Genomic DNA, 21,892 nt, shown 5'->3' on the forward strand with positions numbered 1-21,892 from the left:
TTTCATGAATATTGATTCAGTCGTCCCGGTTTCCCGAGGTAGTAGCCCTGACCGGTTTTTACGCCGAGGCTCGCGGCGCAGCAAAAATCCTCCTCGCGCTCAATCCCTTCCAAAATAAGCTCAGCTTCATCCCGGCAGTACTCAACCAAAAGCTGTACGATTTTTTGTTTCTTTCCTGAATGGGCCAAGCCATCTGAAAAGAACTTGTCCATTTTAATAAAATCAGGGGAGATCTCGACAATCTTGCGAAAGGTTGTCGCTCCTTCTCCGACGTCATCCAGCGCGATCTTGAAGCCGATCTTTCTAAGCATGGCGATTCTTCTCGTAAACAGCGGGTTCAGCCATATTTTTCGCTCTACGATGGATTCGTTGATTTCCAGAACAATTTTGCTCAGATTGGGACGAAACCTGCTCATGATGCCATCAATAAATGCCGGAAACTGATCCTCCACGATCGTAGACGGATAAATGTTGACAAAGAGAAACTCTCTTTTTTCCTGCCTCTGCTGGGGCATGAAAAAAACAGTCAATGCCTGTGAAATAGACAGGGTATCCAATTCAAATAACTTATTCTGTTCAGTCGCCTTTTGGAACAATGCTTCAGGGCCGATAGGGGATACGCTGCGAATCAGCGCTTCATATCCTATAACCTTTTTTTCCGGAAGGTGACAAATCGGCTGGAATACGTGGTAGAATCGTCGATTTTCAATAAATTCTGCTATGCTCTCCATCGTCTTACCTTCCTTACATGTTTGATTAAAATGATCGTACCCTGCACCCTCTTCAAACGGACACGCCAGCTGGTTGTACAACCAGCCCGATCATCTATTTAGGTAAATAGACTCACTATTCACAAAGAGTCCTTTTGACAAATAGCTCCATTATCCCTAATTATTCGCTAATTTTTACCTAATTCCTTTTCTTTTTTATGTAATTTGAACTGCCTGATTATTTTTTTCTGTTGGCAAGGATATTTTTATGGAGTAAACGCTTTCTTTTGAGCGCAAAAAAACCTTTCCCCAGCCGACTCTCGGTGAAGAAAGGTTCGTTCTTGTCGATTTTGTTTGGCTTGCGGTTTTATGTCGTCAGGTTTCCGCTTGCCTTGCTCTTTGTGACGATGTGATGGCCGACGGGCAACCCCCGCTGCTGCAGCTCGTCGGACGTGAAAATTTGGAGCGTCTCACTTTTGCATGGCATTGGCATCAGGCCGCCGAGAGGGCTCATCACTCGCCCGTTTGTGTCTGTCTCGATCACGACGTACAGCCCCTTGCTCTCCAACTGCTGGATAAAGTCAGTCCAGCGCTTGGCGGTCATGTGCCCCACGTGCTTCGTGAAAATGACACCCATTTCTTGTGCTAACATGTACAATCCCCTTTGGTTCCCATCAAGTTTGATCAGTTAAGACATTCTAACGATACAAGGAAACATTCCCTTCTGGCAAAATGCGTTTTGAACAATAATCTGCGAAAAAATCCGGTTTTTCCCCGCTTATCGTTTTTAAGACCCTTCCCTCGTCACCGCACACAACTTTTCACCGCGGGCCGCTGTTTTTCGCTGTTTGTCCTTGTCCTCCCTATTTTTACCGATAGGTGACCGCTTGTTTTCCCAATGCTTCCCAACTGTTCTTCAGCGCCTGGTGAGCTACTCTCCGCTGTTTTTTTACTGTCAGCGGATCGTTGACATAGGCGTAAGTCTCATCGTATCCGACCAGCAGTACGGCATGCTCGTCAAAAGGAACCACGATCTGTTTGCCGTCGCTGTCCCAGTACTCCCACTCAGTCGGCGGCGTAAAGTCTCCGGTCGCCCATATGACTACGGGATACCCTGCGGCTACACTGTCCAGCAGCGTTTCGTAGCTTTCTCCAGTCAGATTGACCGTCCGCTCCCCCATATAATGCCGAAGCAGTTCCTCCAGCGGTTTATTGTAGACGGCAAAGCCTTTTTTCTTTCCTGTCATATCCCCGACAAAGCCTTCAGCCGGATCCCCCCATTTTTTGATATCGCCATTTTGCTGAACGATCGGTTCCGGCTCCTTTTTAACTTGCCGGGCCAGTGTCATTTTATCTACGGAATGACCGGCATGCTGCAGCAGCATCGCCAAGCTCGTCACCTCGCAGCCGTTCTTTAATTCCGGATTTTGCGCGATAACGGGAATATCCAGCATCGCTTGAGCGGGTCTGGCTGTATTTGTATGCAAGGCCAGCGGTGCCGGAATCGCTGATTGTTCGCTGCTTGGGTGCTTGCTGCTTAGTCGCTCGCTGCTTGGAACAGGCTGGGATTGTTCGGTTTGCGGCGCTGCTGCACCGCATCCCGTCAGCAAAACTCCCCATGCCGTCAGAGTGGCAATGGCCGTTTGTCTCACGGAATTGATCCCCTTCGATTTTATCCACAGGATGCCCTGGAGTCGTGCAGTCCATGTACAGACTCTCTCAGGAGATCGCTTCCAGCTCTACCGCAAGCAGGCTGGAAAAGGGAATCCAGACGGTCTTCTTATCCGTGTGCAGCTTTATCTTTTTTAATGCCTGATCGACGTGGGCGATTTTCCCCGCCAAACCGCAAGCACTTTTTCCATCGTAATACGTCAGCACGACACCCTGACCTGTTTGCAGTGCCTCCCAGATACGCCCGCTTATTTCAGCCATCTGCTCCTCGTCGAGCCCAGGCGGCACATAACGAAGCTCTTCCGCTTTGATCCTGATGTACATCTCACGGTGCTCCGGCAGCACAAAACGGCTTGCCACAAACAAATTATCCCGTTTGGAAACGCGCTTTTCCCTCATGTCCTTCTCTCCTCTTTGCTGACTGCGCCTTGTTCTTCCTCTCGCCTCTGAAACATTGCTCGCGGTTCATCCGCAAAGGATTTCGGCCTTGCCGTCATCCAGGAGCGGGCCAATTCCTGACACTCGGAGCGAAGCACTTCGATGGAATAGACCGCTTCCCTGACATATCCGCGATGTCGGTACTGTACCACATAGGTGCCATCCTGCCGGGTCGCCGTCAGCAAAATGCAGCCCATCTGCCGAAGCCGGCGCCGCAACTGATGATGCTCCCGCTCTGCCCAGCGGGACAGCTCCTGAAAAAACCAGTCGTACGAAATTTTGAAGGGAACGGTCCGCCCCTTTCCCATATCGACCATCGCAACCCGAAACAACAGGCCAAACAACACGTACAAGCGGACCAGTTCTTGCTCTTCCTCGGCGTCCTGCCTCTCCGTCATTTATAGTGCCCCCCGATCTTGCGAGCACGCTCACGAGCCTGCCCGGCTCCCGACATGGAAGCGGCACGCAAAATCGCATCCGCTCCGTAGCGATTGCGGATATCGTCTACAGCTCGGGCAAGTGAACGCTGCTTCTGAGTATCGGTAAAGAGGTTGAGCTGAACCACGTTGTCAGGCACCAGCTGCTCCAGACTGACGCCGACGCTGCGAACAGGGGTTTCCTGCCAGTGCCGGTCAAACAGGCGGCAGACAGCTTCGTAAAGCGTCATCGCGTCATTGGTCGGCTCCGGCAGCTTGAGCTGACGTCCAAATCCTGTCGGCACGTCAAAGTCGGCTCCCCGGCATCCAACCGATACCACCCAGCCCATCAGCTCTTTGCTGCGGGCCCTGCGGCATACCTCTTCACACAGCTCAAGCAGCACCACCTTGATGTCAGCAGCTGTATGGTAGTCGCGCGGCAGCGTCATGTGGTGACCGATCCCCTTCTGGGTATCATGCGTACGAGGCGAAACGGGCGAGTCATCCATGCCGTGCGCCGTACGCCACAGCACCTCCCCATTGACGCCCCAGCGCCGGGTCAACACAGCGGGCGAGAGCTGCGCCAGCTGCCCGATCTGGTATACGCCCATGCGATGAAAATGCCGTTTCATCCGCGAGCCTACTCCAAACAATTTTTCAATCGGCAGCTTCCAGAGCGTCTCTGCAAGCTCCTCCCGCTTCAGCCAGAAAATGCCTTCCTCCCGCTTCTTGGCGAAATTGTCGCACGCCATTTTGGCCAGCACCTTGTTTTCTCCAATACCGACCCGTGAATGTACTCCTGTTTCCAAGCGGATGCGCCGCTGGATCTCCTCTGCGATTTTCCACGGACCTCCAAACAGCCGGACACTTCCCGTCACATCCAAAAACTGCTCGTCGATGGAATACGGCTCCACCAGATCGGTAAACGACTCGAATATGCGAGTAATTTGTACAGCCACACGGATATAGGTCTCCATCCTCGGGCGAACCACGACCAGATGGCGGCACTTTTGCTGAGCCTGCCACAAGGCTTCTGCCGTGGTGACGCCGTACGACTTGGCAATCGGGCAAGCAGCGAGGACCACCCCGCTTCTTCGTTCGGGATCGCCTGCTACGACGATCGGTTTGTCGCGCAGCTTCGGCTGAGCCGCTTTTTCGATACTGGCATAAAAGCTCTGCATGTCAGCGAGAAAAATAATCCGTTTGTTGTCATGAGCCATTACAACCATCCCCTGAATAGGAACAAACGTTCCCGTTTCATTTCTGTTCTTATTATAGCAAACAGATGTTCGCTTTTATACCATGTACTTTTAAAAAAGGGCTGGAAATTGAAGGAAGTCGCCTGACAGGAGAGAAATTAGTAAGCATCAAAAGCGAAGGAACCGGTGGAGCGCCCGGATGGACATCCCGTAACGAGCAGCAAGCCGGATCAGGAGCTTCACGAGCAGAAAGGAGAAAAGGATGGACATTCGTCTGCGTCCCACTGCATTGGCAGATATACCGTATGTATACGAAACCGAACAGATGGAGGAAAACCGCGCTTACATCCTGCCGTGGGAGAGCACGCGGCATGAGCAGTCTCTCGCAAACCCGGATATCCGCCATTTGATTGTAGAAGATGCGAAGAAGGGGAACAGCGTGGGATACGTGATCCTGGCCGGACTGGCCAATCCGCACGCGAGTATCGAATTCATGCGGATTACCATCTCCGAAAAAAGAAAAGGATACGGGCGCAAGGTGCTGCAGGAGATCAAAAGGCTGGCTTTTGACGAGTGGGGGGCCAACCGCCTCTGGCTGGACGTCAAGGAGGAAAATCGACGAGCGCTTCAGCTCTACCTGTCGGAAGGCTTTATCATGGAGGGAAAATTGCGGGAGTGTCTCAAAACGAACGATCGGTACGAATCGCTGATTGTCCTCTCCATGCTGGCACGCGAGTACAAAAGCTGGACGCAAACTTGACTGAACGGAGTTATACGCCAAAAGCAAAGATAATGGTGCAAAAGATGAAGGTGCAAGGAAACGCAAGCCGGGAAGAAAAGGAAAGTGGAGACTCTCGTGCTTGCAAAATGCTTGCCGGGTGGGTGGAATTAGCGAATATAGCACCATCCGCTAATTCCACTTGCCGACCGTTTTTCTCGTCTTGCAGAATTCAAGCTGGTCTTCACATAAGAGGTGCGCTGTCTACCAAACTGTCTCCATCTGGGAAAGGCTTTCCTGCTCAGTGCGGCTGAAGGTCGCCGCTGCTCAGCAAGTACAGCCACTGACCGTCAGCGCTTGCACCGATAAAGCTGATTCCGAAGGAGAGGTCTGTGATCAACGTGTCCGTCTTTCGCTGGTCAGCGTCAAAAGCCATAATGTCCATCGCGACCGCGTGCCCTTCCGCGTTCTCTTTATGTCTCGCAAACAAATACCGGTGACTGTTTGGGAGCCACAACCCTTCTCCCTGGAAATCCATCAGGTGCTCCTTTCCTTTAAACAGCCCCGCATTCCAATACATCTGATACATCCCGTCATCGGTTTGCGTATAGCCAGCCCAAGCATCTCTCGGAACAGGCGGGTTCCACGCGCTGACCTTTTCCGTCTTCCAGTCATAGCGGTAACGCAATTGGTCGAAGGAACTACGGCTCTGCCGCATCGCAAAAGTGAACTGCCGCCCGTCATCATCAAAGGAAATGGGGATGACATCTCCGTACATTTCATCGATAGGCACAAAGCCTTTCAGCGTACCGGTCAACCGCTGCTTTTCTCCGGTTTCCAGATTCAGCAGCAGCAGGTCCAGATTTTGCTCCTGGTCTTTGGGCCCAACAGCCATGATCAGCTTTTTTCGGTCATGGCTAAAGTCGGCTCCGTGAACGAATTCCCCTATCTCGACGGGAACCGCAGTTTCACTGACAGGCATGTTTTGCCCCTCTTGCGGTGCCGCATAAAAAAAGCCGCGCCGGTCGGCAACAAATGCGCCTTCCCCCCGGTAACTGGTGGTCAGCTCCACTGGATAGCGAGTCAGCTCGTTCGTCTGCCTGTCATAGATCCCGTACAGGAGGGGATGCCGCGCGTCGCATTCGCAATATTCCGTATACCGCCTCAAGAGCAGATATCGCTGCTCAGGGTCGAGAAAAGAGTCGCTATGATACGAGCCGGGATACCCGCTGATCTGCTCCCGCACCTTTCCATCCAGGCTCACCTTCCACAATTGGTTGGGAGCAAGAACAACAGCCAGGAAGCCAGGGGGTTCCGACAGAACATGGCCGCTGGCGGTGCGTGCGCCTTTTACATCCAATACATACTCCTTTATTCCGTCTTCCGGCTGTACTCTCGTCCTGGGTGTCGCCCGGAGGTGAAGCTGTTTATCATGGACCCAACGGAACTCCAGGTCGGGCTCGATAAACCATTCCTCGGCAGACGCCTTCTCTTTTATCCGCGATTCAATCGCTTCTACCACACTGCTTCGGTCCATCGCCTGACGAAAGAACAACGTAAATGTCTGCGGTCCACTACCAACCGGAGTCCTGATCGGAGATTGCAGTACCGGCTCCTCATCCAGTCGGATCACAACATCTGCTTTCATCGATGCATAGTCAAACGGAATCTCTGCTGGATTCCACTCGGCGGAGGAAGGCGTTGGCGGATGCCCGGAGGAGGAATTCGGGGTTGTCCCCGGAGTTGTACTCCCAGGTGGCGCTTGTGATTCCGGCTGTTGATTTCCGCCGCTGCCGGATGGCGGTGTGCCTGTGCTTGCGGCAGGAACACATCCGGTTAAAAGCAATGTGCCTGCGAGAAGCAGCGCGAATGCCTGTAAGCGTTTCATCTGAACCATGATTTCGCTCCTTTGACTTCTTAACAATATTTCCCTGTAAGACGTAGGAAAGCGTGTTTCGTTTCAGCCATACGGCCGGGACTGGTGGGAATTACAGCGGAATTGGCTTGAGTTGGCAGCATCACAACTCATCTAGCATCACAACTCATCTTATGCTGTCCCGCTTGTTTGATCCTTCGATAAACAAAGTTCATTCCAACAAAAAACGCCCTTCCGAGTCCATTCACTCGAAAAGGCGCAGTCGTCTAGCTGCCTTCTGTCCGGGACGTTTTGGCTGACGACGATCAATCAAAGACGATCCCGTCCAAAACACCTTCCCGCTTCAGATAACTGCGAAGCCAGACGTATTCCTTGTTTTTCCAAAACTCTTCCTTCTCTACCAAAGCAGCCGTCTCCTGGCGAGCCACTTCCAATGCCTTGAAATCGCTCATCAGATCGGCCACCTTAAATTCAGGCAAGCCGCTTTGCTTTGTCCCGAAAAAGTCGCCGGGACCGCGCAGTTCCAAATCGCGGCGCGACAGTTCGAAACCGTCTGTCGTTTCGCACATAACGCGCATCCGCTCTTTTCCGATCTCCGATTTGGGATCGGCGATCAGCACGCAGTACGATTGCTCCGAGCCGCGGCCAACACGGCCTCTGAGCTGATGCAGTTGGGCAAGCCCAAACCGCTCCGCATCATAAATGATCATGAATGTCGCGTTTGGGACGTTTACCCCTACCTCTACCACGGTCGTCGAAACCAGCACCGCATACTCCCCGGAAAGAAAGGCCTGCATCACCGCATCCTTTTCCTTTGCTGGCAGGCGCCCGTGCATAAGACCGACCCCGTACTCAGGAAATACCTGCGAGAGCTGAGCATGAACGTCAATCGCATTTTGCACGTCCAGCTTTTCCGACTCCTCGATCAACGGGCAGATGACATACGCCTGCCTGCCTTTCACGAGTTCCTCTCGCATTTGCTCCAGCACCTGGTGAAACTGCTCATGCTTTTTCCACGTAGTCTCGATCGGCTTGCGCCCCGCCGGCATCTGGTCGATCGTGGAGACATCCATGTCACCGAAGGCGGAAATCGCCAGCGTGCGCGGGATCGGTGTGGCCGTCATGAACAACACGTCGGGAGTAAGGCCTTTGTTTCTCAAAATGCGCCGCTGCTCCACCCCGAAGCGATGCTGCTCGTCCGTGATTACCAGGCCGAGCTTTGAGAAAAACACATCCTCCTGAATCAGGGCATGAGTCCCGACAACGACGTCAATCAAGCCCATCTGCAAGGCTCCGATCACCTCGCGACGCCGTTTGGCTGTAAGCGAGCCGGACAGCAGCGCCACCTGGATGCCGTGCGGGGAAAGAAGCCCTGTCAGCGACTGGACGTGCTGCTCAGCCAAAATCTCTGTCGGCACCATCAAAGCGCCCTGAAAACCCGCTTTGACTGCCGCAAACAAAGCGATGGCCGCGACTACGGTTTTTCCCGAGCCGACGTCCCCTTGAAGCAGCCTGTTCATTGCGTACGGCGAACGCATATCGGTGAGAATCTCCTTGATTACCCGCTTTTGTGCATCCGTCAGCGGGAACGGCAACGACTTCACAAAGGTGCGCAATTCCTCCATCGGAATTTGCAGAGCCGTCCCTTCTGTCTGCTCCCGGGCAATCCGGCGAAGCGCCTGCATTTTCAATTGGAATAAAAAAAGCTCTTCAAACATGATCCGCCGCCGCGCCTGGCGTCCGTTCTCGGCATCCTGCGGAAAATGGATCGACCGAATCGCGTCAGGCCGGGGCATGAGCCGGTAGCGACTGACGATATCGGTCGGCAGAATCTCCGGGATTTGCTCGCCGTACTGGCGAAGCGCCTGCTGGATCGTTTTTCGCAAAAGCGTATGGGTCACATCTCCGCCGAGCGGATAAATGGGTGCCAGTTCCCCTCTCTTTTGTGCCCGGTCGGAGTCGGTTTCGGTCATTTCACTGACGGTGATTTGCAGCTTGTGCTTGTCCCACTTTCCGGTCACGAGAATTTCTTTTCCCGGAGAGAGCCTGCTTTTCACGAATGTCTGGTTGAACCAGACCGCCGTCACCACCACTCTGTCCATGACCAGCTTGACGGAGATACGCGATTTTCGCTTGCCGTAAAAGCGAACAGAGGGTTCGCCGTAGACCGTGCCTGCCAGCGTTACCCTCTCTCCGTCCTTCACCTCTGTCAAATCGCGGACGCGGTAGTCCTCATAGCGGCTCGGGAAATACTCCAGCAGCTCCCCCACAGTCTCAATGCCCAAACCTGCGAAAGCTTTGGCCCTCTCCTCGCCTACCCCATGCAAGAGCGAGACGGGCGCGTCGTACCATTCGTTCATTTACTTTTTCTCCAGCTGCACACCGAAGATTTTGGCCTCGATCTGGCGTCCGGTCTGCGTCGCGGCCAAACCTCCCTGTGCTGTTTCCTTGAGGGTAGTCGGCATGGAGCAGCCAATCCGGTACATCGCTTCAATCACTTCGTCAGTCGGCACCACACTCTTGATCCCTGCAAGCGCCATATCGGCAGCTACGGTTGCGATCGCGGCCCCCATCGCGTTCCGTTTGACACAGGGAACCTCTACAAGTCCGGCCACGGGGTCGCAAACGAGACCGAGCATGTTCTTCAGGGCGATGGCGACAGCCTGAGCCGACTGCTCCGGCGTACCGCCTGCCATCTCGACAATCGCAGCGGCAGCCATCGAGGTCGCCGAGCCCACTTCCGCCTGGCAGCCGCCGGCAGCACCGGAAATAAACGCGTTATTGGCAATGCAGTAGCCAATCGCTCCGGCAGTAAAGAGGTAGTTGACCATCTCCTCGCGCGTCGGCTTCAGCTTGTCTGATACGGCAAACAAGGTACCTGGCACAATTCCGCAAGCACCTGCCGTCGGCGTAGCCACAATCGTGCCCATCGCCGCGTTTACCTCGTTCACAGCGACCGACATGGAGACGGCATTGAGCAGGGTGGGGCCAGACAGAAACGGCTTTGTGCGCATGTACTCCTGCAGTTTTTTCGCATCGCCGCCAGTCAGTCCGCTGTGCGAACGGATGTCTTCCGTCAGTCCGCGCCGGACGGCTTTTTCCATCACGTCCAGATTCGTGTACATATCCGTTAAAATGGCCTCGCGAGTCCGCTGGGAAACCTCCATCTCCGCCTCAATCATCACCTGCGAAATTTTTTTCCCTTGGGACTCAGCCAGTTCTACCAATTCTGCTACGTTGCGAAACATGTCCTGTTCACTCCTCTCCTCCCGCTTTACTGTAAAGAAAGCAGTGAGACATCAAAAATATACGGGATGTTCCCGATTTCCTCCAGCACCTCTGGCAGGACGACAGAATCCGTCTCGATCGCCATCAGCGCGCGTGACCCGCGGTCGTGCCGGGAGACTTCCATCAGTCCCACGTTGATTTTATGCTGCGTGAGAACCTTGGCTACGCCGGCGATCATTCCGAAGCGGTCTTCGTGCAAAACCATCAGTGTCGGCGTATCGAAGCCAAGCTGGAAGGCAAAGCCGTTGAGCTTGGTTACCTCGATCTTGCCGCCCCCGATGGAAACACCGACTACCTCCACATCCTTCTCATCGTCGCTCAAGCGAATCCGCGAAGTGTTCGGGTGACCGGTCAATTCTTCGGAAGTGTTGATCACAATATCGATACCCAGGTCTTTGGCAATCTGCAGGGAGTCCTTCAGCCGCAGATCAAACGTATCAAAATCAAGAATGCCCGCGACTGTCGCGACATCGGAGCCATGCCCTTTATACGTTTTGGCAAAGGAACCGTAAAACGTGATCTCCGCTTTTTTCGGCTGTCTGCCAAAGAGCTTGCGGGCTATCCGCCCGATCCGGGCAGCACCGGCTGTATGGGAGCTTGAAGGTCCGACCATGACTGGACCGATAATGTCAAATACACTTTTATATTTCACCCGGTTCTCCTCCTGAATGCAAAGGGGTTCTCCACCTTGAAAGGTTCACTCTCATTTTATCTTACCGCCTCTGAAAGCGCTACAGGTTCCTCTCATTGAAACTGGGCCATCACCCATTCCTGCGGCAGCTCATATACTGCAGCACGGAGCATGATTGTGCAAGCGCGATTTGACCAGGAAAGGAGCGAGCAAGATGAGCGAACGGAAGGACCCCGGAAGAAGAAAATGGACAGGCGTGGAATATCTCGGCATTTTCCTTGTTTTGTCGTCTCTGGCTTCCCTGTTGTTCTGGCCGCATGCGCTGGCCGGCCTGTTCGATGCCATTATCAAAAAAGTATTTCCGATTGTTGTCGACATTTTCCTCACGGGGGAAGTGGGAATTGCCGTCATTGTCAGCGTCATCGTCGGAAGGATGCTGGAACGGCTCGGGTTTACAGATGCGCTGTTCCGCGTATTTGCTCCTGTCATGAAATGGCTGTCCATAAATCCTGCCGTCATTATCCCGAGTGTCTACAATATTCTCGGTGATATCAATGCCGCCGGGCGGATCGCCGGTCCGATCCTGATGCGGGCAAAAGCGACAAAAGCGGAACAGAAAATCGCTGTCGCCACGATGATTCAGTCCCAGCAATCATTCGCCACGTTCATGATCGGACTGATCGCTCTCGCCGCCACCGGAGCCGCTGTTTTTCCGGTCGTACTGCTCTCGATCTTTGTCCCGCTGATCCTCGTTCCCTGGCTTCTGTCGAAGACAATCTACCGGGATACCCGGACAGTAGAGCTGGAGGAGCTTCCGCGTTTTACTCCCGGCACCGCTTACCTCAAAACGGTCTTTGACGCTGCCAAAGAGGGAACGGAGCTGCTCTTGCTGGTCATTATCCCCGCGGTTGCTGTCGTATTTGGGGTCATCGGCCTGTTGGAATACATTGGCGTTTGGCAACCGATCGAGAACGCTTTTACCCTGCTGCTCTCCGCTTTGAGCATCGAGCCTGCGACAGGCATGCTGTCCCTTTTGGCCAGTCCCACGCTGGCGATGGCTGAGCTGCAAAAAATCGCCGCGAGCATCGACCCGCGCCTTGCTGTCGGTTCCTTTGTCCTAGCCTCCTCGGGGCTGCCCTTGTCAGTGATCTTCGGACAGGTTCCTGCGACATGGGCGGCCCATTCCGACTTGACGGAGCGTGAAGCGATGGCAGCCGCTGTCATCGGCATGCTCATGCGGCTCGTCACTGCTTTTGTGATCGGATACTTTGTGACGCCTTGGGTGGTGTAAACATGAGCGGAACGTATATGATCAGGGCCAAGAAGCTGGTGACCGTAACCGAAAAAGGCAGTATCAACGACGGAGCCATGCTTGTGAAAAACGGGCTGATCGCTGACATTGGCCCCTGGGAGAAGCTTAGGGTAGAGCATCGGGCGAATGGAGTGGCTTTGCTCGACTGCCGGGACTGGGTCATTGCCCCTTCGCTGGCGGACTGCCATACCCACCTTTTGGAGTTCGCTCCCAGATCACTGTTTCCGGTAACGGAAGAAACACATGGAGCCGCCGGCATGTCGCTTCTGCTCAAGGCACTGTCCTGCGGGATTACGGCCCTTGGGGAACAAATTTGCGGGCATCCAAAGTGCAGCTTCGACCTCGCTTTTTATCGTCGTCTCGCTTCCTTTGTGCCCATCGATGTCTGCTTTTCTCTGTCCAGTATCTCGATTGGATTTTCGCAGCTTGCTCATTTTACTGCGGCTACCGGCCCCCATCCGGTCGAGAGGGAGCGCTTAGCTGCCCCTGAGATCGTGCACGTGCTGGCGGGCGAGAGCGAATACCCAGGAGAGAATCTGTTTCTCAACGCCACACCGGCCAATTTCAAGCCGGAGGAGGTCCCTCGGGCGGGCGAGATCATTTATGAACAGAGCGAATTGACCCGGGTCGTCGATGCTTTCCACCGATCGGGCAAATCGATTGGCGTTCATGTCGGCGGCGAAGAAGCGATCCGTATGGCCCTTGCTGCAGGAGTGGATGTGCTTCATCACGCTCACGGTATTTCCGATCAGCAAATTATCGAAGCTGCCCAAAAGAACATAAAAATAGTCGCGACTCCGCTGGGCGGCACACATGAACTGCCGAATTCCCCGGAGCAAATCAGCCGCTTGGTTCAGGCCGGGGTGACCACCGCCATTTCTACCGATGCCTACTTGCCTCCACACGAGCAGGCCTCCTGGCTTTCTTTTCCGGATCGGGAATTAAAGGGGCCGGAGACGCTGATGGCCATCGCCCAGCCTGCGATGAAGCTTTTGCAAAAGCAAGGGTATGGGGAAAACGAGATCCTCTCGCTCATCACCCGCAATCCAGCAATGGTCCTTGGGAAGGAAAAGCGTTACGGCAGTTTGGGAAAGGGACTGGAAGCGAATTTTCTGGTGACAGCAGGTGTGCCTGGACTGGAGATAACCTCCGAAGAGGACATCAGGCAGGTGTACTATCGCGGGGTGAAGGTAATTGATCGTATCGGAGAAGGCTGATTGAGCTGGTAGCGCAGAACCTCATCCCGGTATGGGAAGGGAAACAGGCAGAAGAGACAGTTCGGGTGGCGTCTGCTTGAGACACCCAGAATTGGGAATCGTCACGCTGGATCTGTCAGAAGTCAAGCGGATTAAGGAGCAGTACCCGTTTATCTACATGGAGAGCCGTCGGGCAGACATTTATAAAGCGAATCACTTGGTATAGAAACTGATGGGGAGGCTAGGCACTTTCAGCCTTGCCGCGTTAGAGAATACAGCGCAATGCTTTTCCCGTTGAACACGATTTCACGTTCAAAGTTCATGCCTATTTTCCGCGCTACCTTCACTGAGCTATGATTGTCAAATTGGATGAGCGAGATCAGCCGCTTTTTTCCCAGATGAGACAGGCCGAAATTCCGCAAGGCCAGGGCAGCTTCGGACGCATAGCCTTGTCCCCAATGCCTTCTCGAGATCCAATACCCAACCTCTGTCTCTTTGCGCTCATCGACGAGCTGGGGAACAAGTCCTGCGTGCCCAATCAGTTCACCATCAGACTTCCTTGCCACGACCATCAGTCCAAGCCCCTGCTCCTCTTCATAGCGGTTCATCCACATGCGCAGCCGTTCGGCGGTCTGTTCTCTGGTCCAGACATTCCCTTGACCGATATACCGCATCACCTCCGGATCACCTGTCATCGACATCAAAAAATCCAGGTCCTCTGCTGTATACGGACGAAATACAAGACGCTCTGTCGCCAGCATGCAAATACACCCTCCTTGTTTTTTCAAACATGCTCATCGTGTAAATGACAGTCCCCCTGTTTTCCAGAGCATATGGTCCGCAACTGCCATGCAGCGCCGCAACATGTACCGGGAGAGCACAGGACCGTATAAAAAACCTCCTCGAAGCACACGAGGAGGTTTTTCTTTCGAAAAGGACGTCTATTCTTTTACCATCACAAATCCGAGCAATCCCGGGCCTACATGAGTACCGATTACCGGGCCGATCTCCAGCAAGAAAGACTCGGTCACCTGAAACTCCTGCTTGATCGCCGCCAAATGCTCCGCCGCTTGATCAGGTACGGCGCTGTGCAGCATCGCTACCTTCACCGGCTGGTCTGAGGCGTATTCCTTCAATGCTTCCTTCACACGGGCGATCGCTTTTTTGGTCCCTCTTACTTTGTCAAAAGCAGCTACGTACCCCGCAGGGTCCAAGGTCAGAATCGGTTTAATGTTAAGCAAGGAGCCGATGACCGCAGAAGCCTTGCCAATGCGGCCACCCTTTTGCAGAAACTCCAGCGTGTCAACGATGAAATAGACCTGCACTTCATCGAGAAAACGATCGATCATGTCGAGTATCTGCTGCTTGCTCTTCCCTTCGCGCGCTGCTTTGGCCGCTTCGACACAGAGCATGCCGTAAACAAATGAAGCTTTACGCGAATCAATGACGGTGATATCAAGCTGTTCTTCCATCATCGATTGTGCGATGACGGCAGACTGATACGTACCTGAAAGCGAACCGGAGAGCATGATGGCGATGATTTGGACATCTTTGCCGTGCTGCTCCCGAATTTGTTTGTACGTTTCAGCGAAGTCGAGCGGGGACGGTTGAGATGTGGTCGGCATCACATCCGTATGCTTCAATTTTTCAAAAAACATGGCAGATGTAATGGAGACCCCGTCCAAATACGTTTCTTCTCCAAACATCACCTTCAGCGGAACTGCTACGATTCCGAGCGACTCCCGCAGCTCGGAATCGATGTCAGCCGCACTGTCCGTTACGATCACAATGGACATCTACACAACTCCTCTCCAGGGAAGCGAGTCAAAAGCGCAGCCCTCTATGACTACTCTACAGCGAAAATAAACGGATAAAGCGGCTGTCCGCCCTCGTGGATTTCCACGTCCACGTCCGGGAAAGCTTCATCCAACGCCTGTGCGAGTTCGTCCGCTTGATTCTCTTCAGCGCCTTCCCCGATAAAAATCGTCACGATGCCAGTCTCGTCATCGACAAGCTGGAACAGCAGTTCCTTTGCGATCGCCATCATATCCGGGCCGGATGAGACGATCTCTTTTTCAGCAATGCCGATAAAGTCTCCCTGCTTGATCTCGACATCACCCATTTTCGTATCGCGAACCGCATGGGTTACCATGCCTGTTTTCACTTGTTCGATAGAAGCAGTCATTGCCTGCTGATTGGCCTCCGGAGACGCGCCTGCGTTAAAAGCAATCAGCGCAGCCATCCCCTGCGGAATGCTCTTGGACGGAACAACCGTAACGGACTTGTCCGTCAGCTCGGCCGCCTGCTTCGCCGCCATCACAATATTGCTGTTGTTCGGCAAAAGAATAATCTCGTCTGCATGCAGCCCGTCAATCGCGGAAAGGAAGTCTTCCGTACTCGGATTCATCGTTTGGCCGCCTTCCACGACTACGTGAACACCCATGCTGCGGAAAATATCAGCCAGTCCAGGACCAGCCGCAACAGCAATCAATCCATAGGGCTGAGCGGCTGCTGCCGGAGCAGTTTCAGCAGGCACCTGTGCGGCCGCTTTCCGCTCCTCCTCGCGAAGGATGTTGCCGTGCTGTTCCCGCATGTTTTCGATCTTGATCCGATGCAGGCTGCCAAACTGCTGTGCGTATTGGAGCACGTTGCCGGGGTGCTCGGCATGTATATGTACTTTGACCATATCATCGTCAGAGATGACTAACAGAGAATCCCCCATCTGATCGAGCTGGGTACGGAATGCCGCTTCTGAAAACGGCTTTTTGTTGGCTTCCGTGCTATGCGTCAGCCAAACCATAAACTCTGTACAGTAGCCAAAATGAATGTCCTCTGTTTTCATATGGACTTGTGCATTGTGGTGCTCGTGAACCAGTTCTTCCATATCGAGCGAAGCAATCGATGGCTTCGCTTCCTTGACCTGATCCGCCGTTTCACCGCGAAGCGCACGGATGAAGCCCTCGTATACAAAGAGTAGTCCCTGTCCGCCCGAATCCACCACGCCTACTTCCTTTAGGACGGGCAGCATGTCGGGTGTGCGCAGCAGCGTCTCCTGGGCCTGCTCATAGGTTCTTTCCATGACGAAGAGAACATCGTCTGTCGTGCGTGCCGTCCGTACAGCTGTTTCGGCCGCTTCTCGGGCTACAGTGAGAATCGTGCCCTCAACCGGCTTCATCACTGCCTGGTAGGCGGAATCTACTCCGGCCTTTAACGCTTCGGCAAACTGGCGGGCGTTAATCTCGTCTTTTCCGTTTACCGCTTTGCTGAATCCGCGAAACAACTGGGAGAGAATCACGCCGGAATTCCCCCTCGCTCCCATCAGCAGACCTCTGGCAAGAGCGGCCGCAGACTCTCCGATCTTGGGAGATTCCTTTCGTGCAAGTTCCTCTGCTCCCGATGTGAGCGTCAAATTCATGTTTGTCCCCGTGTCACCATCTGGAACGGGAAAGACGTTTAATCCATCCACCACTTTGGCGTTGCTGGACAGGAGCCTCGCCCCCAGATAAACCATCCGGCTAAACAGCACGCCGTCAAGACGCGTATGTACCAACTGATGTTCCTCCTTACGTATCCCTGTCTGTACGGACTCCCTGTACAAAAATATTAACTGCTGTCACATCAATGCCTACCATCTGCTCCAAGGTGTAGCGAACGCGTCTTTGAACATTGCCGGCAACCTCAGAAATTTTCACGCCGTAAGTGACGATAATATGCATGTCCAGAATGACTTCACCGTTCTGGTTATGGACGACTACCCCTTTGCTGAGGTTGTCTCTGCCCAGCATCTCGGCAATTCCGTCTTTGAGCGCTTTGCGTGAAGCCATGCCGACCAGGCCGAACACTTCCATGGCGGCGCCTCCAGCGATCCGCGCGATCACATCTTCTGTCACATCGATTTTACCAAGAGGTGTGCTCATTTCCACTGTCATGCAAGGACTCCTCCTTTTTTCAAACGGCATCGCCGTCTATTGTAACAGTAACCGTACCAGTAAGCATGTACGACATTGCCACCATCCATACCGCATAGATCTGCTCCGATATCCACTCACCTATTGCAAAGTGCGTGTTCAAAAAATGCCGCTTGTCAAAAGAACTTCTTCGATTGAAGAAGCAGCAACCCAATGCATTTCCATGCTTCTCCCAATTTTACACTATCAATAGGTAGAAATGAAGCGTTTTGTCGAATGACCCCCAAAACAGAAGGAGAATGGCTTTTCCTCATGTCAAGTATTGCAATTGACAGGGGCGTATGCTAAGATAAGCAAGTGTTTGTATTATCTAAACAAAACAAAGTATCCCGTTTATATGCATCTGAGGGAGGTGGATCGTAATGGCACGTCGCTGCTTTGTAACTGGCCGTTCTGGCAAAACTGGTAACGCTCGCTCCCACTCCATGCGCGCAAATCGCCGCAAATGGGGTGTTAACGTACAAAAAGTGCGCATTCTCGTAGATGGTAAACCGAAGCGCGTTTATGTAAGCACTCGAGCGCTGAAATCCGGTCTGGTAACTCGCGTATAGTTTCGCGTTTCAACCGAACATCAGTAAAAAAAGCACCCACGAGGTGCTTTTTTGCTTTTCTGCTGCTTCCCCTGCTTCGACTGAAGGAGACCGCTGCCTTCATTTCTTCTTATTAAATGCCTCGATGACAGCGCGAATCATGCCACCTATAAACTTCGGCAACTTGATGGTGTAAAACCGCATGACTACCCCTCCTTACCGAAATTACTTCTTGTGATACAAATACCAGCCGGCCCCGATGAGTCCTACCGCCAACAGGCTATACCAAACCCATGGAGGTGCCGAGTACAATAGAATGGTAATACCTCCGACAGCCAATGCCACCCCGAGAACACGTCGCAAGGCGCCCCCCTGTCGCAGGCGAAAGGAGCGCAATCCCATTTCATGCCGCACCTCCTTCGGGCGTTCTTTCGAAACGTGCATATTACATCTTATTCCGCTCTGGGATAAACATGTGTCTCACCTTGTCGAAACAAAAAAAATTCAGGCAACATTTCGCTGCCTGAATACTCTATGCGGCACCAGCCGCCAATATGCGTGTTTCTTTGGTAAAAGCTTCGTTACGCCAGTCTGTTTCGCACCGGGAACAAAAGCTGAGGCGCACTCGACATGACGACGGTCAAAACAATCCCTGTGATGATCATTTCCGGGAGCAGATAGGTGATGTTGTAGACGAAGGAGTACAGCGCAGCCGGCATGCCCTCTGGCGCATATTCGCCGAACCAGATCACCCCGGAGAGAAAGTGACAGACAAACCGTCCGATCACGCCGACGAACAGGACGCTCCACAGAGCCATAACCTTGTTCGTACGCTTCTCGATCGCAGACAGGCGGACAAGCCCTGCCAGTCCCAGAGCGCCGAATGCGACCGGATAATCGAGCAGCAGCTGGACCGGATGAACGTAACCGCTGCCAAAGAAGGTTTGCAGTACACCAACCAGGATACCGCATGTCACTCCCGGCAAAAGGCCGCGACGCACCGCGAGCAGCGCGATCGGCACCATCACGAGGGACACAGATCCCCCTTGCGGCATTTGAAATACCTTGATCTCGCTGAATACAAGAGCGAGCGCTGTCATCATCGCCATTTCCAGCAAGATAAGCAATCGTTGCCTAGACATTTGTTTCTACACTCCCTTTTCATTTGTAAAAAGGCAATACCGAATATAAATAGCAGAATACACCAATAATTACTCGGCTCAACCTGATTCTAGCCCAAGGCCGAATGTCTGTCAAAAAAGAAAACGCTTCGCAGCCCCAAGGCTCCGAAGCGTAAAAACCACTCGTTGTTACAGCATTTTTTCCAAAAACTGCTTGGCCCGCTCGCTTTTGGGATTCGAAAAGAACTCGCTCGGCGGCGCATCCTCCACCAATCTTCCTCCGTCAAGAAAACAGATGCGGTCGGCGACCTCGCGGGCAAAATTCATCTCGTGCGTCACGATCGCCATTGTCATCCCCGTATCGGCAAGTCCCTTCATGACATCCAATACCTCTTTGACCATTTCCGGGTCGAGCGCCGATGTCGGCTCGTCAAACAGCATGATTTGCGGTTCCATCGCCAAGGAACGGGCGATCGCAACCCGCTGCTTCTGTCCGCCGGAAAGACGATTCGGGAAGACATCCGCCTTGTTGGACAGCCCGACACGAGCGAGCAGCTCCCTTGCCTTGGCTTCCGCCGCCGCTTTGGAGAGTCCCTTGACCTTGACAGGAGCGTACGTGAGATTGTCCAGCACGCTCATGTGCGGAAACAGGTGAAAATGCTGAAACACCATGCCGATCTTTTGGCGAATGCGCATCACATCCGCTTTCGGATCCGTAATGGCTTGCCCGTCGATGACGATCGTTCCCTTTGTCGGGGTCTCCAGCAGGTTCATGCAGCGCAAGAGCGTCGATTTGCCGGAGCCGGATGGACCGATGATCGCCACCACGTCACCGCGGCCGATCTCAGTGGAGATGTCGTGCAAAACATCGAGCGAGCCGAAAGACTTGCTCACATTCTGAATCTTAATCACTGCGTCTCATCCTCCTCTCCAGCACACGCGCCACCCAAGTGAGCAGCATGACCATGACGTAATAGAGCAAGCCCGCCAGAAGGTACGGCTCAAAGTAGCGGAAGATCGTCCCTTTGACGATATTGGCGTTCTGCATGATGTCCGCAAGGCCGATCGTAGATACAAGTGCCGATTCCTTCAAGAGCGCGATCGTTTCGTTTACCAATGCAGGCAGGATGTTTTTCACTGCTTGCGGCAAAATGATATCCGTCATCATTTTGCGGTACGGAACGCCGAGAGCTTTGGCCGCTTCCCATTGCCCCTTGTCTACGGCCATAATTCCGCCGCGGATCGTCTCGGAGATGTACGCCCCGGAGTTGAGCGTAAAAGTCAAAACGGCGGCTTCAAACGCTGAAATGTTGTAGCCTGTAATCTGCGGCGTGGCAAAGTAGACGAACGTCAGCTGCAGGATGAGCGGCGTGCCGCGAAAGACAGACGTATATGCGACCGCAAATCCTTTCAGCAGACGAATGTTGGAAATTTTGATGAGTGCCAGCAAGGAGCCCCAGATAAAACCGAACACGACCGACAGAAGTGTTACCTGTAATGTGACCTTTATCCCGTTTACTATAAAGGGGATATAGGGCACAATTTGTGCAAAATCCAAACTCATGCCCTTTCGACTCCTTTTCGAATAAAACTGCGCTGTCTAGACCGGGAACAAGGCCCTTCTGTCAGCTGATTATTGGCCGAACCATTTGTTGATCAGCTTGTCCATCTCGCCGTTTTCCTGCATGGTCTTGATCACCTTGTTGAACTCTTCCACATGCGGAGAACCCTTCGGGAATGCGATAGCGGAGCCGTTAACCTCATCGCTTTGGATGGTGGTGAACTGCAGTTCCGGATTCGCTTCCACATAACCCTTGGCTACAGTATCCTCCAGGATCGCAGCATCCACACGGCCTGTTTTGACTTCTTCCACGATCTCACCGGTTTTGTTCAGCGAAACGATCTCCAGGCCTTGGATGGTCTTTTGCAGTTCCTTGGCCGCACCTTCCTGAATGGAGCCGGTTTGTACGGTGATCTTTTTGCCCGCAAGCTGCTCCGGCTTGGTCAGATTGCTCTCCTTTTTGGCGACAATCGTATTTTTCGCATCATAGTAGATCGTCGAGAAGTCGGCGTTCTGCAGACGCTCAGGCGTTGGCGTCATGCCTGCCATGACGAAATCGGCGCGCTTGGTCTGAAGCGCCGGTACCAGTCCGTCAAAGTTCATGTCGACCACTTCGATTTCATAGCCGAGCTCTTTTCCAATGTACTTGGCAATGTCGATGTCAAATCCGACGATCTCGTCCTTCCCGCTGGACAAATCGTGAAATTCATACGGTTTGTAGTCAGCAGATGTAGCCATGACCAGCTTCTTTCCGCCTCCTGCGGCTTGTCCGGCAGAATCCTGGCCTGCAGGCTGCTGTGCAGTGCCCGGCTGATTTCCTGTGCCGCAGCCAGCCAGTACGGCTACAGCCAAAAGAGAAGAAAGTGCAAGTGAAGCGAGTGCAGATTTTTTCATGATGAATCCCCCTTCGTCATCTTGTATCTGTTGAATCGTTTTACAAAAAACATAAGTGCAAAACTGTTTGTAACAAGGAATAAAAAGAACTTTGCCCAACAACTAATATTTATACAATGAAATGAGTATTTTAATCAATACTAAAATTATTTCGCTGAATATTTATAAAATTCACATAGAAATATGGACATCATTTCTGATCCGCGATTCATGACAGCTGGTTCTTGTTGTTTCGGTACGAGCTTGTCTCTTTTTCTCCCTTTCACTTTAAAGCGAAATGAAAAAGATGATAGATAATGAACAAATTTACAGAAAAAAAGAATCATTCGTCAGCGCTTTCTGGCATAATGAATAGGATCAAAA

Annotated in this window: 25 protein-coding genes; 5 read left to right on the top strand and 20 right to left on the bottom strand. The window is 52.9% G+C overall.

Annotation, left to right across the window (positions count from 1 at the left end; genetic code table 11):
• Window positions 1-2 precede the first annotated feature (2 nt).
• The 6 genes from NST96_RS17110 to NST96_RS17135 form a co-directional block, all read right to left on the bottom strand.
• Window positions 3-731, bottom strand: coding sequence for an EAL domain-containing protein (locus NST96_RS17110; RefSeq protein WP_251246859.1), 729 nt, complete (start codon window positions 729-731; stop codon window positions 3-5).
• Between the two features lie 346 nt (window positions 732-1,077).
• Entirely contained in the window at window positions 1,078-1,362 is a 285-nt protein-coding gene (locus NST96_RS17115; protein WP_003386104.1) for a hypothetical protein, read from the bottom strand.
• A gap of 217 nt (window positions 1,363-1,579) precedes the next feature.
• Window positions 1,580-2,362 carry a C39 family peptidase gene (locus NST96_RS17120; protein WP_227277745.1) on the bottom strand — a complete coding sequence of 261 codons (783 nt, stop codon included), beginning with the start codon at window positions 2,360-2,362 and terminating at the stop codon, window positions 1,580-1,582.
• 67 nt (window positions 2,363-2,429) lie between these two features.
• Window positions 2,430-2,780, bottom strand: a complete 351-nt coding sequence (locus tag NST96_RS17125) for a YolD-like family protein (protein WP_003386106.1) — start codon at window positions 2,778-2,780, stop codon at window positions 2,430-2,432.
• Window positions 2,777-3,217: a hypothetical protein gene (locus tag NST96_RS17130; RefSeq protein ID WP_003386107.1), complete on the bottom strand. Its 441-nt coding sequence runs from the start codon at window positions 3,215-3,217 to the stop codon at window positions 2,777-2,779. The genes NST96_RS17125 and NST96_RS17130 overlap by 4 nt, the downstream gene beginning before the upstream one ends.
• Window positions 3,214-4,455 carry a DNA polymerase IV gene (locus NST96_RS17135; RefSeq protein WP_122958698.1) on the bottom strand — a complete coding sequence of 414 codons (1,242 nt, stop codon included), beginning with the start codon at window positions 4,453-4,455 and terminating at the stop codon, window positions 3,214-3,216. Before NST96_RS17135 ends, NST96_RS17130 begins: the two co-directional genes overlap by 4 nt.
• Window positions 4,456-4,696: 241 nt before the next feature.
• Here NST96_RS17135 and NST96_RS17140 point away from each other — a divergent pair, with 241 nt between their 5' ends.
• Window positions 4,697-5,194, top strand: coding sequence for a GNAT family protein (locus tag NST96_RS17140; RefSeq protein WP_024982903.1), 498 nt, complete (start codon window positions 4,697-4,699; stop codon window positions 5,192-5,194).
• Window positions 5,195-5,453: 259 nt separating this feature from the next.
• Here the strand turns inward: NST96_RS17140 and NST96_RS17145 are convergent, their stop codons facing one another.
• From NST96_RS17145 to sdaAB, 4 genes are all read right to left on the bottom strand, one after another.
• Window positions 5,454-7,049, bottom strand: a complete 1,596-nt coding sequence (locus tag NST96_RS17145) for a hypothetical protein (RefSeq protein ID WP_342404259.1) — start codon at window positions 7,047-7,049, stop codon at window positions 5,454-5,456.
• Between the two features lie 284 nt (window positions 7,050-7,333).
• Entirely contained in the window at window positions 7,334-9,388 is a 2,055-nt protein-coding gene (recG, locus tag NST96_RS17150) for an ATP-dependent DNA helicase RecG (RefSeq protein WP_031932946.1), read from the bottom strand.
• Window positions 9,389-10,276 carry an L-serine ammonia-lyase, iron-sulfur-dependent, subunit alpha gene (sdaAA, locus tag NST96_RS17155; RefSeq protein WP_003386114.1) on the bottom strand — a complete coding sequence of 296 codons (888 nt, stop codon included), beginning with the start codon at window positions 10,274-10,276 and terminating at the stop codon, window positions 9,389-9,391.
• Between the two features lie 26 nt (window positions 10,277-10,302).
• Window positions 10,303-10,968 (bottom strand): L-serine ammonia-lyase, iron-sulfur-dependent subunit beta, encoded by a 666-nt coding sequence (gene sdaAB, locus NST96_RS17160; RefSeq protein WP_024982905.1) that lies wholly within the window; start codon window positions 10,966-10,968, stop codon window positions 10,303-10,305.
• A gap of 193 nt (window positions 10,969-11,161) precedes the next feature.
• Here sdaAB and NST96_RS17165 point away from each other — a divergent pair, with 193 nt between their 5' ends.
• From NST96_RS17165 to NST96_RS17175, 3 genes are all read left to right on the top strand, one after another.
• Window positions 11,162-12,238: a hypothetical protein gene (locus tag NST96_RS17165; RefSeq protein ID WP_024982906.1), complete on the top strand. Its 1,077-nt coding sequence runs from the start codon at window positions 11,162-11,164 to the stop codon at window positions 12,236-12,238.
• A gap of 2 nt (window positions 12,239-12,240) precedes the next feature.
• On the top strand, window positions 12,241-13,476 hold the full coding sequence (locus NST96_RS17170) for an amidohydrolase family protein (RefSeq protein WP_039070102.1): 1,236 nt from the start codon (window positions 12,241-12,243) through the stop codon (window positions 13,474-13,476).
• Window positions 13,477-13,552: 76 nt separating this feature from the next.
• Entirely contained in the window at window positions 13,553-13,681 is a 129-nt protein-coding gene (locus tag NST96_RS17175) for a hypothetical protein (RefSeq protein WP_255320315.1), read from the top strand.
• Between the two features lie 25 nt (window positions 13,682-13,706).
• Here NST96_RS17175 and NST96_RS17180 read toward each other — a convergent pair whose 3' ends face one another.
• From NST96_RS17180 to NST96_RS17195, 4 genes are all read right to left on the bottom strand, one after another.
• On the bottom strand, window positions 13,707-14,216 hold the full coding sequence (locus NST96_RS17180) for a GNAT family N-acetyltransferase (protein WP_003386118.1): 510 nt from the start codon (window positions 14,214-14,216) through the stop codon (window positions 13,707-13,709).
• A gap of 180 nt (window positions 14,217-14,396) precedes the next feature.
• Window positions 14,397-15,251, bottom strand: a complete 855-nt coding sequence (locus NST96_RS17185; RefSeq protein ID WP_003386119.1) for a DegV family protein — start codon at window positions 15,249-15,251, stop codon at window positions 14,397-14,399.
• A 50-nt stretch (window positions 15,252-15,301) separates the two neighbouring features.
• Window positions 15,302-17,005, bottom strand: a complete 1,704-nt coding sequence (locus NST96_RS17190) for a DAK2 domain-containing protein (RefSeq protein WP_031932948.1) — start codon at window positions 17,003-17,005, stop codon at window positions 15,302-15,304.
• A 13-nt stretch (window positions 17,006-17,018) separates the two neighbouring features.
• Entirely contained in the window at window positions 17,019-17,384 is a 366-nt protein-coding gene (locus tag NST96_RS17195; protein WP_003386122.1) for an Asp23/Gls24 family envelope stress response protein, read from the bottom strand.
• A gap of 401 nt (window positions 17,385-17,785) precedes the next feature.
• Between NST96_RS17195 and rpmB the strand changes: the two genes are divergently transcribed.
• Entirely contained in the window at window positions 17,786-17,974 is a 189-nt protein-coding gene (gene rpmB, locus NST96_RS17200; RefSeq protein ID WP_003386124.1) for a 50S ribosomal protein L28, read from the top strand.
• A 99-nt stretch (window positions 17,975-18,073) separates the two neighbouring features.
• Here rpmB and spoVM read toward each other — a convergent pair whose 3' ends face one another.
• From spoVM to NST96_RS17230, 6 genes are all read right to left on the bottom strand, one after another.
• Window positions 18,074-18,157, bottom strand: a complete 84-nt coding sequence (gene spoVM, locus NST96_RS17205) for a stage V sporulation protein SpoVM (RefSeq protein ID WP_003386125.1) — start codon at window positions 18,155-18,157, stop codon at window positions 18,074-18,076.
• A gap of 21 nt (window positions 18,158-18,178) precedes the next feature.
• Window positions 18,179-18,355 carry a hypothetical protein gene (locus NST96_RS17210; RefSeq protein WP_024982910.1) on the bottom strand — a complete coding sequence of 59 codons (177 nt, stop codon included), beginning with the start codon at window positions 18,353-18,355 and terminating at the stop codon, window positions 18,179-18,181.
• A 179-nt stretch (window positions 18,356-18,534) separates the two neighbouring features.
• The gene (gene thiT, locus NST96_RS17215) at window positions 18,535-19,095 is read right to left on the bottom strand and encodes an energy-coupled thiamine transporter ThiT (RefSeq protein WP_024982911.1); all 561 of its coding nucleotides are present in this window, start codon (window positions 19,093-19,095) and stop codon (window positions 18,535-18,537) included.
• A gap of 168 nt (window positions 19,096-19,263) precedes the next feature.
• Window positions 19,264-19,986, bottom strand: coding sequence for an amino acid ABC transporter ATP-binding protein (locus NST96_RS17220; protein WP_003386127.1), 723 nt, complete (start codon window positions 19,984-19,986; stop codon window positions 19,264-19,266).
• Window positions 19,979-20,638 carry an amino acid ABC transporter permease gene (locus tag NST96_RS17225; protein WP_003386128.1) on the bottom strand — a complete coding sequence of 220 codons (660 nt, stop codon included), beginning with the start codon at window positions 20,636-20,638 and terminating at the stop codon, window positions 19,979-19,981. The genes NST96_RS17220 and NST96_RS17225 overlap by 8 nt, the downstream gene beginning before the upstream one ends.
• Before the next feature lie 69 nt (window positions 20,639-20,707).
• Window positions 20,708-21,529 carry a transporter substrate-binding domain-containing protein gene (locus tag NST96_RS17230; RefSeq protein ID WP_003386129.1) on the bottom strand — a complete coding sequence of 274 codons (822 nt, stop codon included), beginning with the start codon at window positions 21,527-21,529 and terminating at the stop codon, window positions 20,708-20,710.
• Window positions 21,530-21,892 lie beyond the last annotated feature (363 nt).

The organism is Brevibacillus sp. FSL K6-2834, from assembly GCF_038592925.1.
Taxonomy (GTDB): Bacteria; Bacillota; Bacilli; order Brevibacillales; family Brevibacillaceae; genus Brevibacillus; species Brevibacillus borstelensis.

Bases quoted from the DNA above. Each gene is read 5' to 3' on its own strand.
- spoVM (WP_003386125.1), bottom strand. From the start codon at position 18,157: ATGCGGTTTTACACCATCAAGTTGCCGAAGTTTATAGGTGGCATGATT.
- NST96_RS17195 (WP_003386122.1), bottom strand. From the start codon at position 17,384: ATGACAGTGGAAATGAGCACACCTCTTGGTAAAATCGATGTGACAGAA.
- sdaAA (WP_003386114.1), bottom strand. From the start codon at position 10,276: ATGTTTCGCAACGTAGCAGAATTGGTAGAACTGGCTGAGTCCCAAGGG.
- thiT (WP_024982911.1), bottom strand. From the start codon at position 19,095: ATGTCTAGGCAACGATTGCTTATCTTGCTGGAAATGGCGATGATGACA.
- rpmB (WP_003386124.1), top strand. From the start codon at position 17,786: ATGGCACGTCGCTGCTTTGTAACTGGCCGTTCTGGCAAAACTGGTAAC.
- recG (WP_031932946.1), bottom strand. From the start codon at position 9,388: ATGAACGAATGGTACGACGCGCCCGTCTCGCTCTTGCATGGGGTAGGC.
- NST96_RS17140 (WP_024982903.1), top strand. From the start codon at position 4,697: ATGGACATTCGTCTGCGTCCCACTGCATTGGCAGATATACCGTATGTA.
- NST96_RS17145 (WP_342404259.1), bottom strand. From the start codon at position 7,049: ATGGTTCAGATGAAACGCTTACAGGCATTCGCGCTGCTTCTCGCAGGC.
- NST96_RS17230 (WP_003386129.1), bottom strand. From the start codon at position 21,529: ATGAAAAAATCTGCACTCGCTTCACTTGCACTTTCTTCTCTTTTGGCT.
- NST96_RS17180 (WP_003386118.1), bottom strand. From the start codon at position 14,216: ATGCTGGCGACAGAGCGTCTTGTATTTCGTCCGTATACAGCAGAGGAC.
- NST96_RS17185 (WP_003386119.1), bottom strand. From the start codon at position 15,251: ATGTCCATTGTGATCGTAACGGACAGTGCGGCTGACATCGATTCCGAG.
- NST96_RS17165 (WP_024982906.1), top strand. From the start codon at position 11,162: ATGAGCGAACGGAAGGACCCCGGAAGAAGAAAATGGACAGGCGTGGAA.
- NST96_RS17170 (WP_039070102.1), top strand. From the start codon at position 12,241: ATGAGCGGAACGTATATGATCAGGGCCAAGAAGCTGGTGACCGTAACC.
- NST96_RS17135 (WP_122958698.1), bottom strand. From the start codon at position 4,455: ATGGCTCATGACAACAAACGGATTATTTTTCTCGCTGACATGCAGAGC.
- NST96_RS17125 (WP_003386106.1), bottom strand. From the start codon at position 2,780: ATGAGGGAAAAGCGCGTTTCCAAACGGGATAATTTGTTTGTGGCAAGC.
- NST96_RS17110 (WP_251246859.1), bottom strand. From the start codon at position 731: ATGGAGAGCATAGCAGAATTTATTGAAAATCGACGATTCTACCACGTA.
- NST96_RS17130 (WP_003386107.1), bottom strand. From the start codon at position 3,217: ATGACGGAGAGGCAGGACGCCGAGGAAGAGCAAGAACTGGTCCGCTTG.
- NST96_RS17225 (WP_003386128.1), bottom strand. From the start codon at position 20,638: ATGAGTTTGGATTTTGCACAAATTGTGCCCTATATCCCCTTTATAGTA.
- NST96_RS17210 (WP_024982910.1), bottom strand. From the start codon at position 18,355: ATGGGATTGCGCTCCTTTCGCCTGCGACAGGGGGGCGCCTTGCGACGT.
- NST96_RS17115 (WP_003386104.1), bottom strand. From the start codon at position 1,362: ATGTTAGCACAAGAAATGGGTGTCATTTTCACGAAGCACGTGGGGCAC.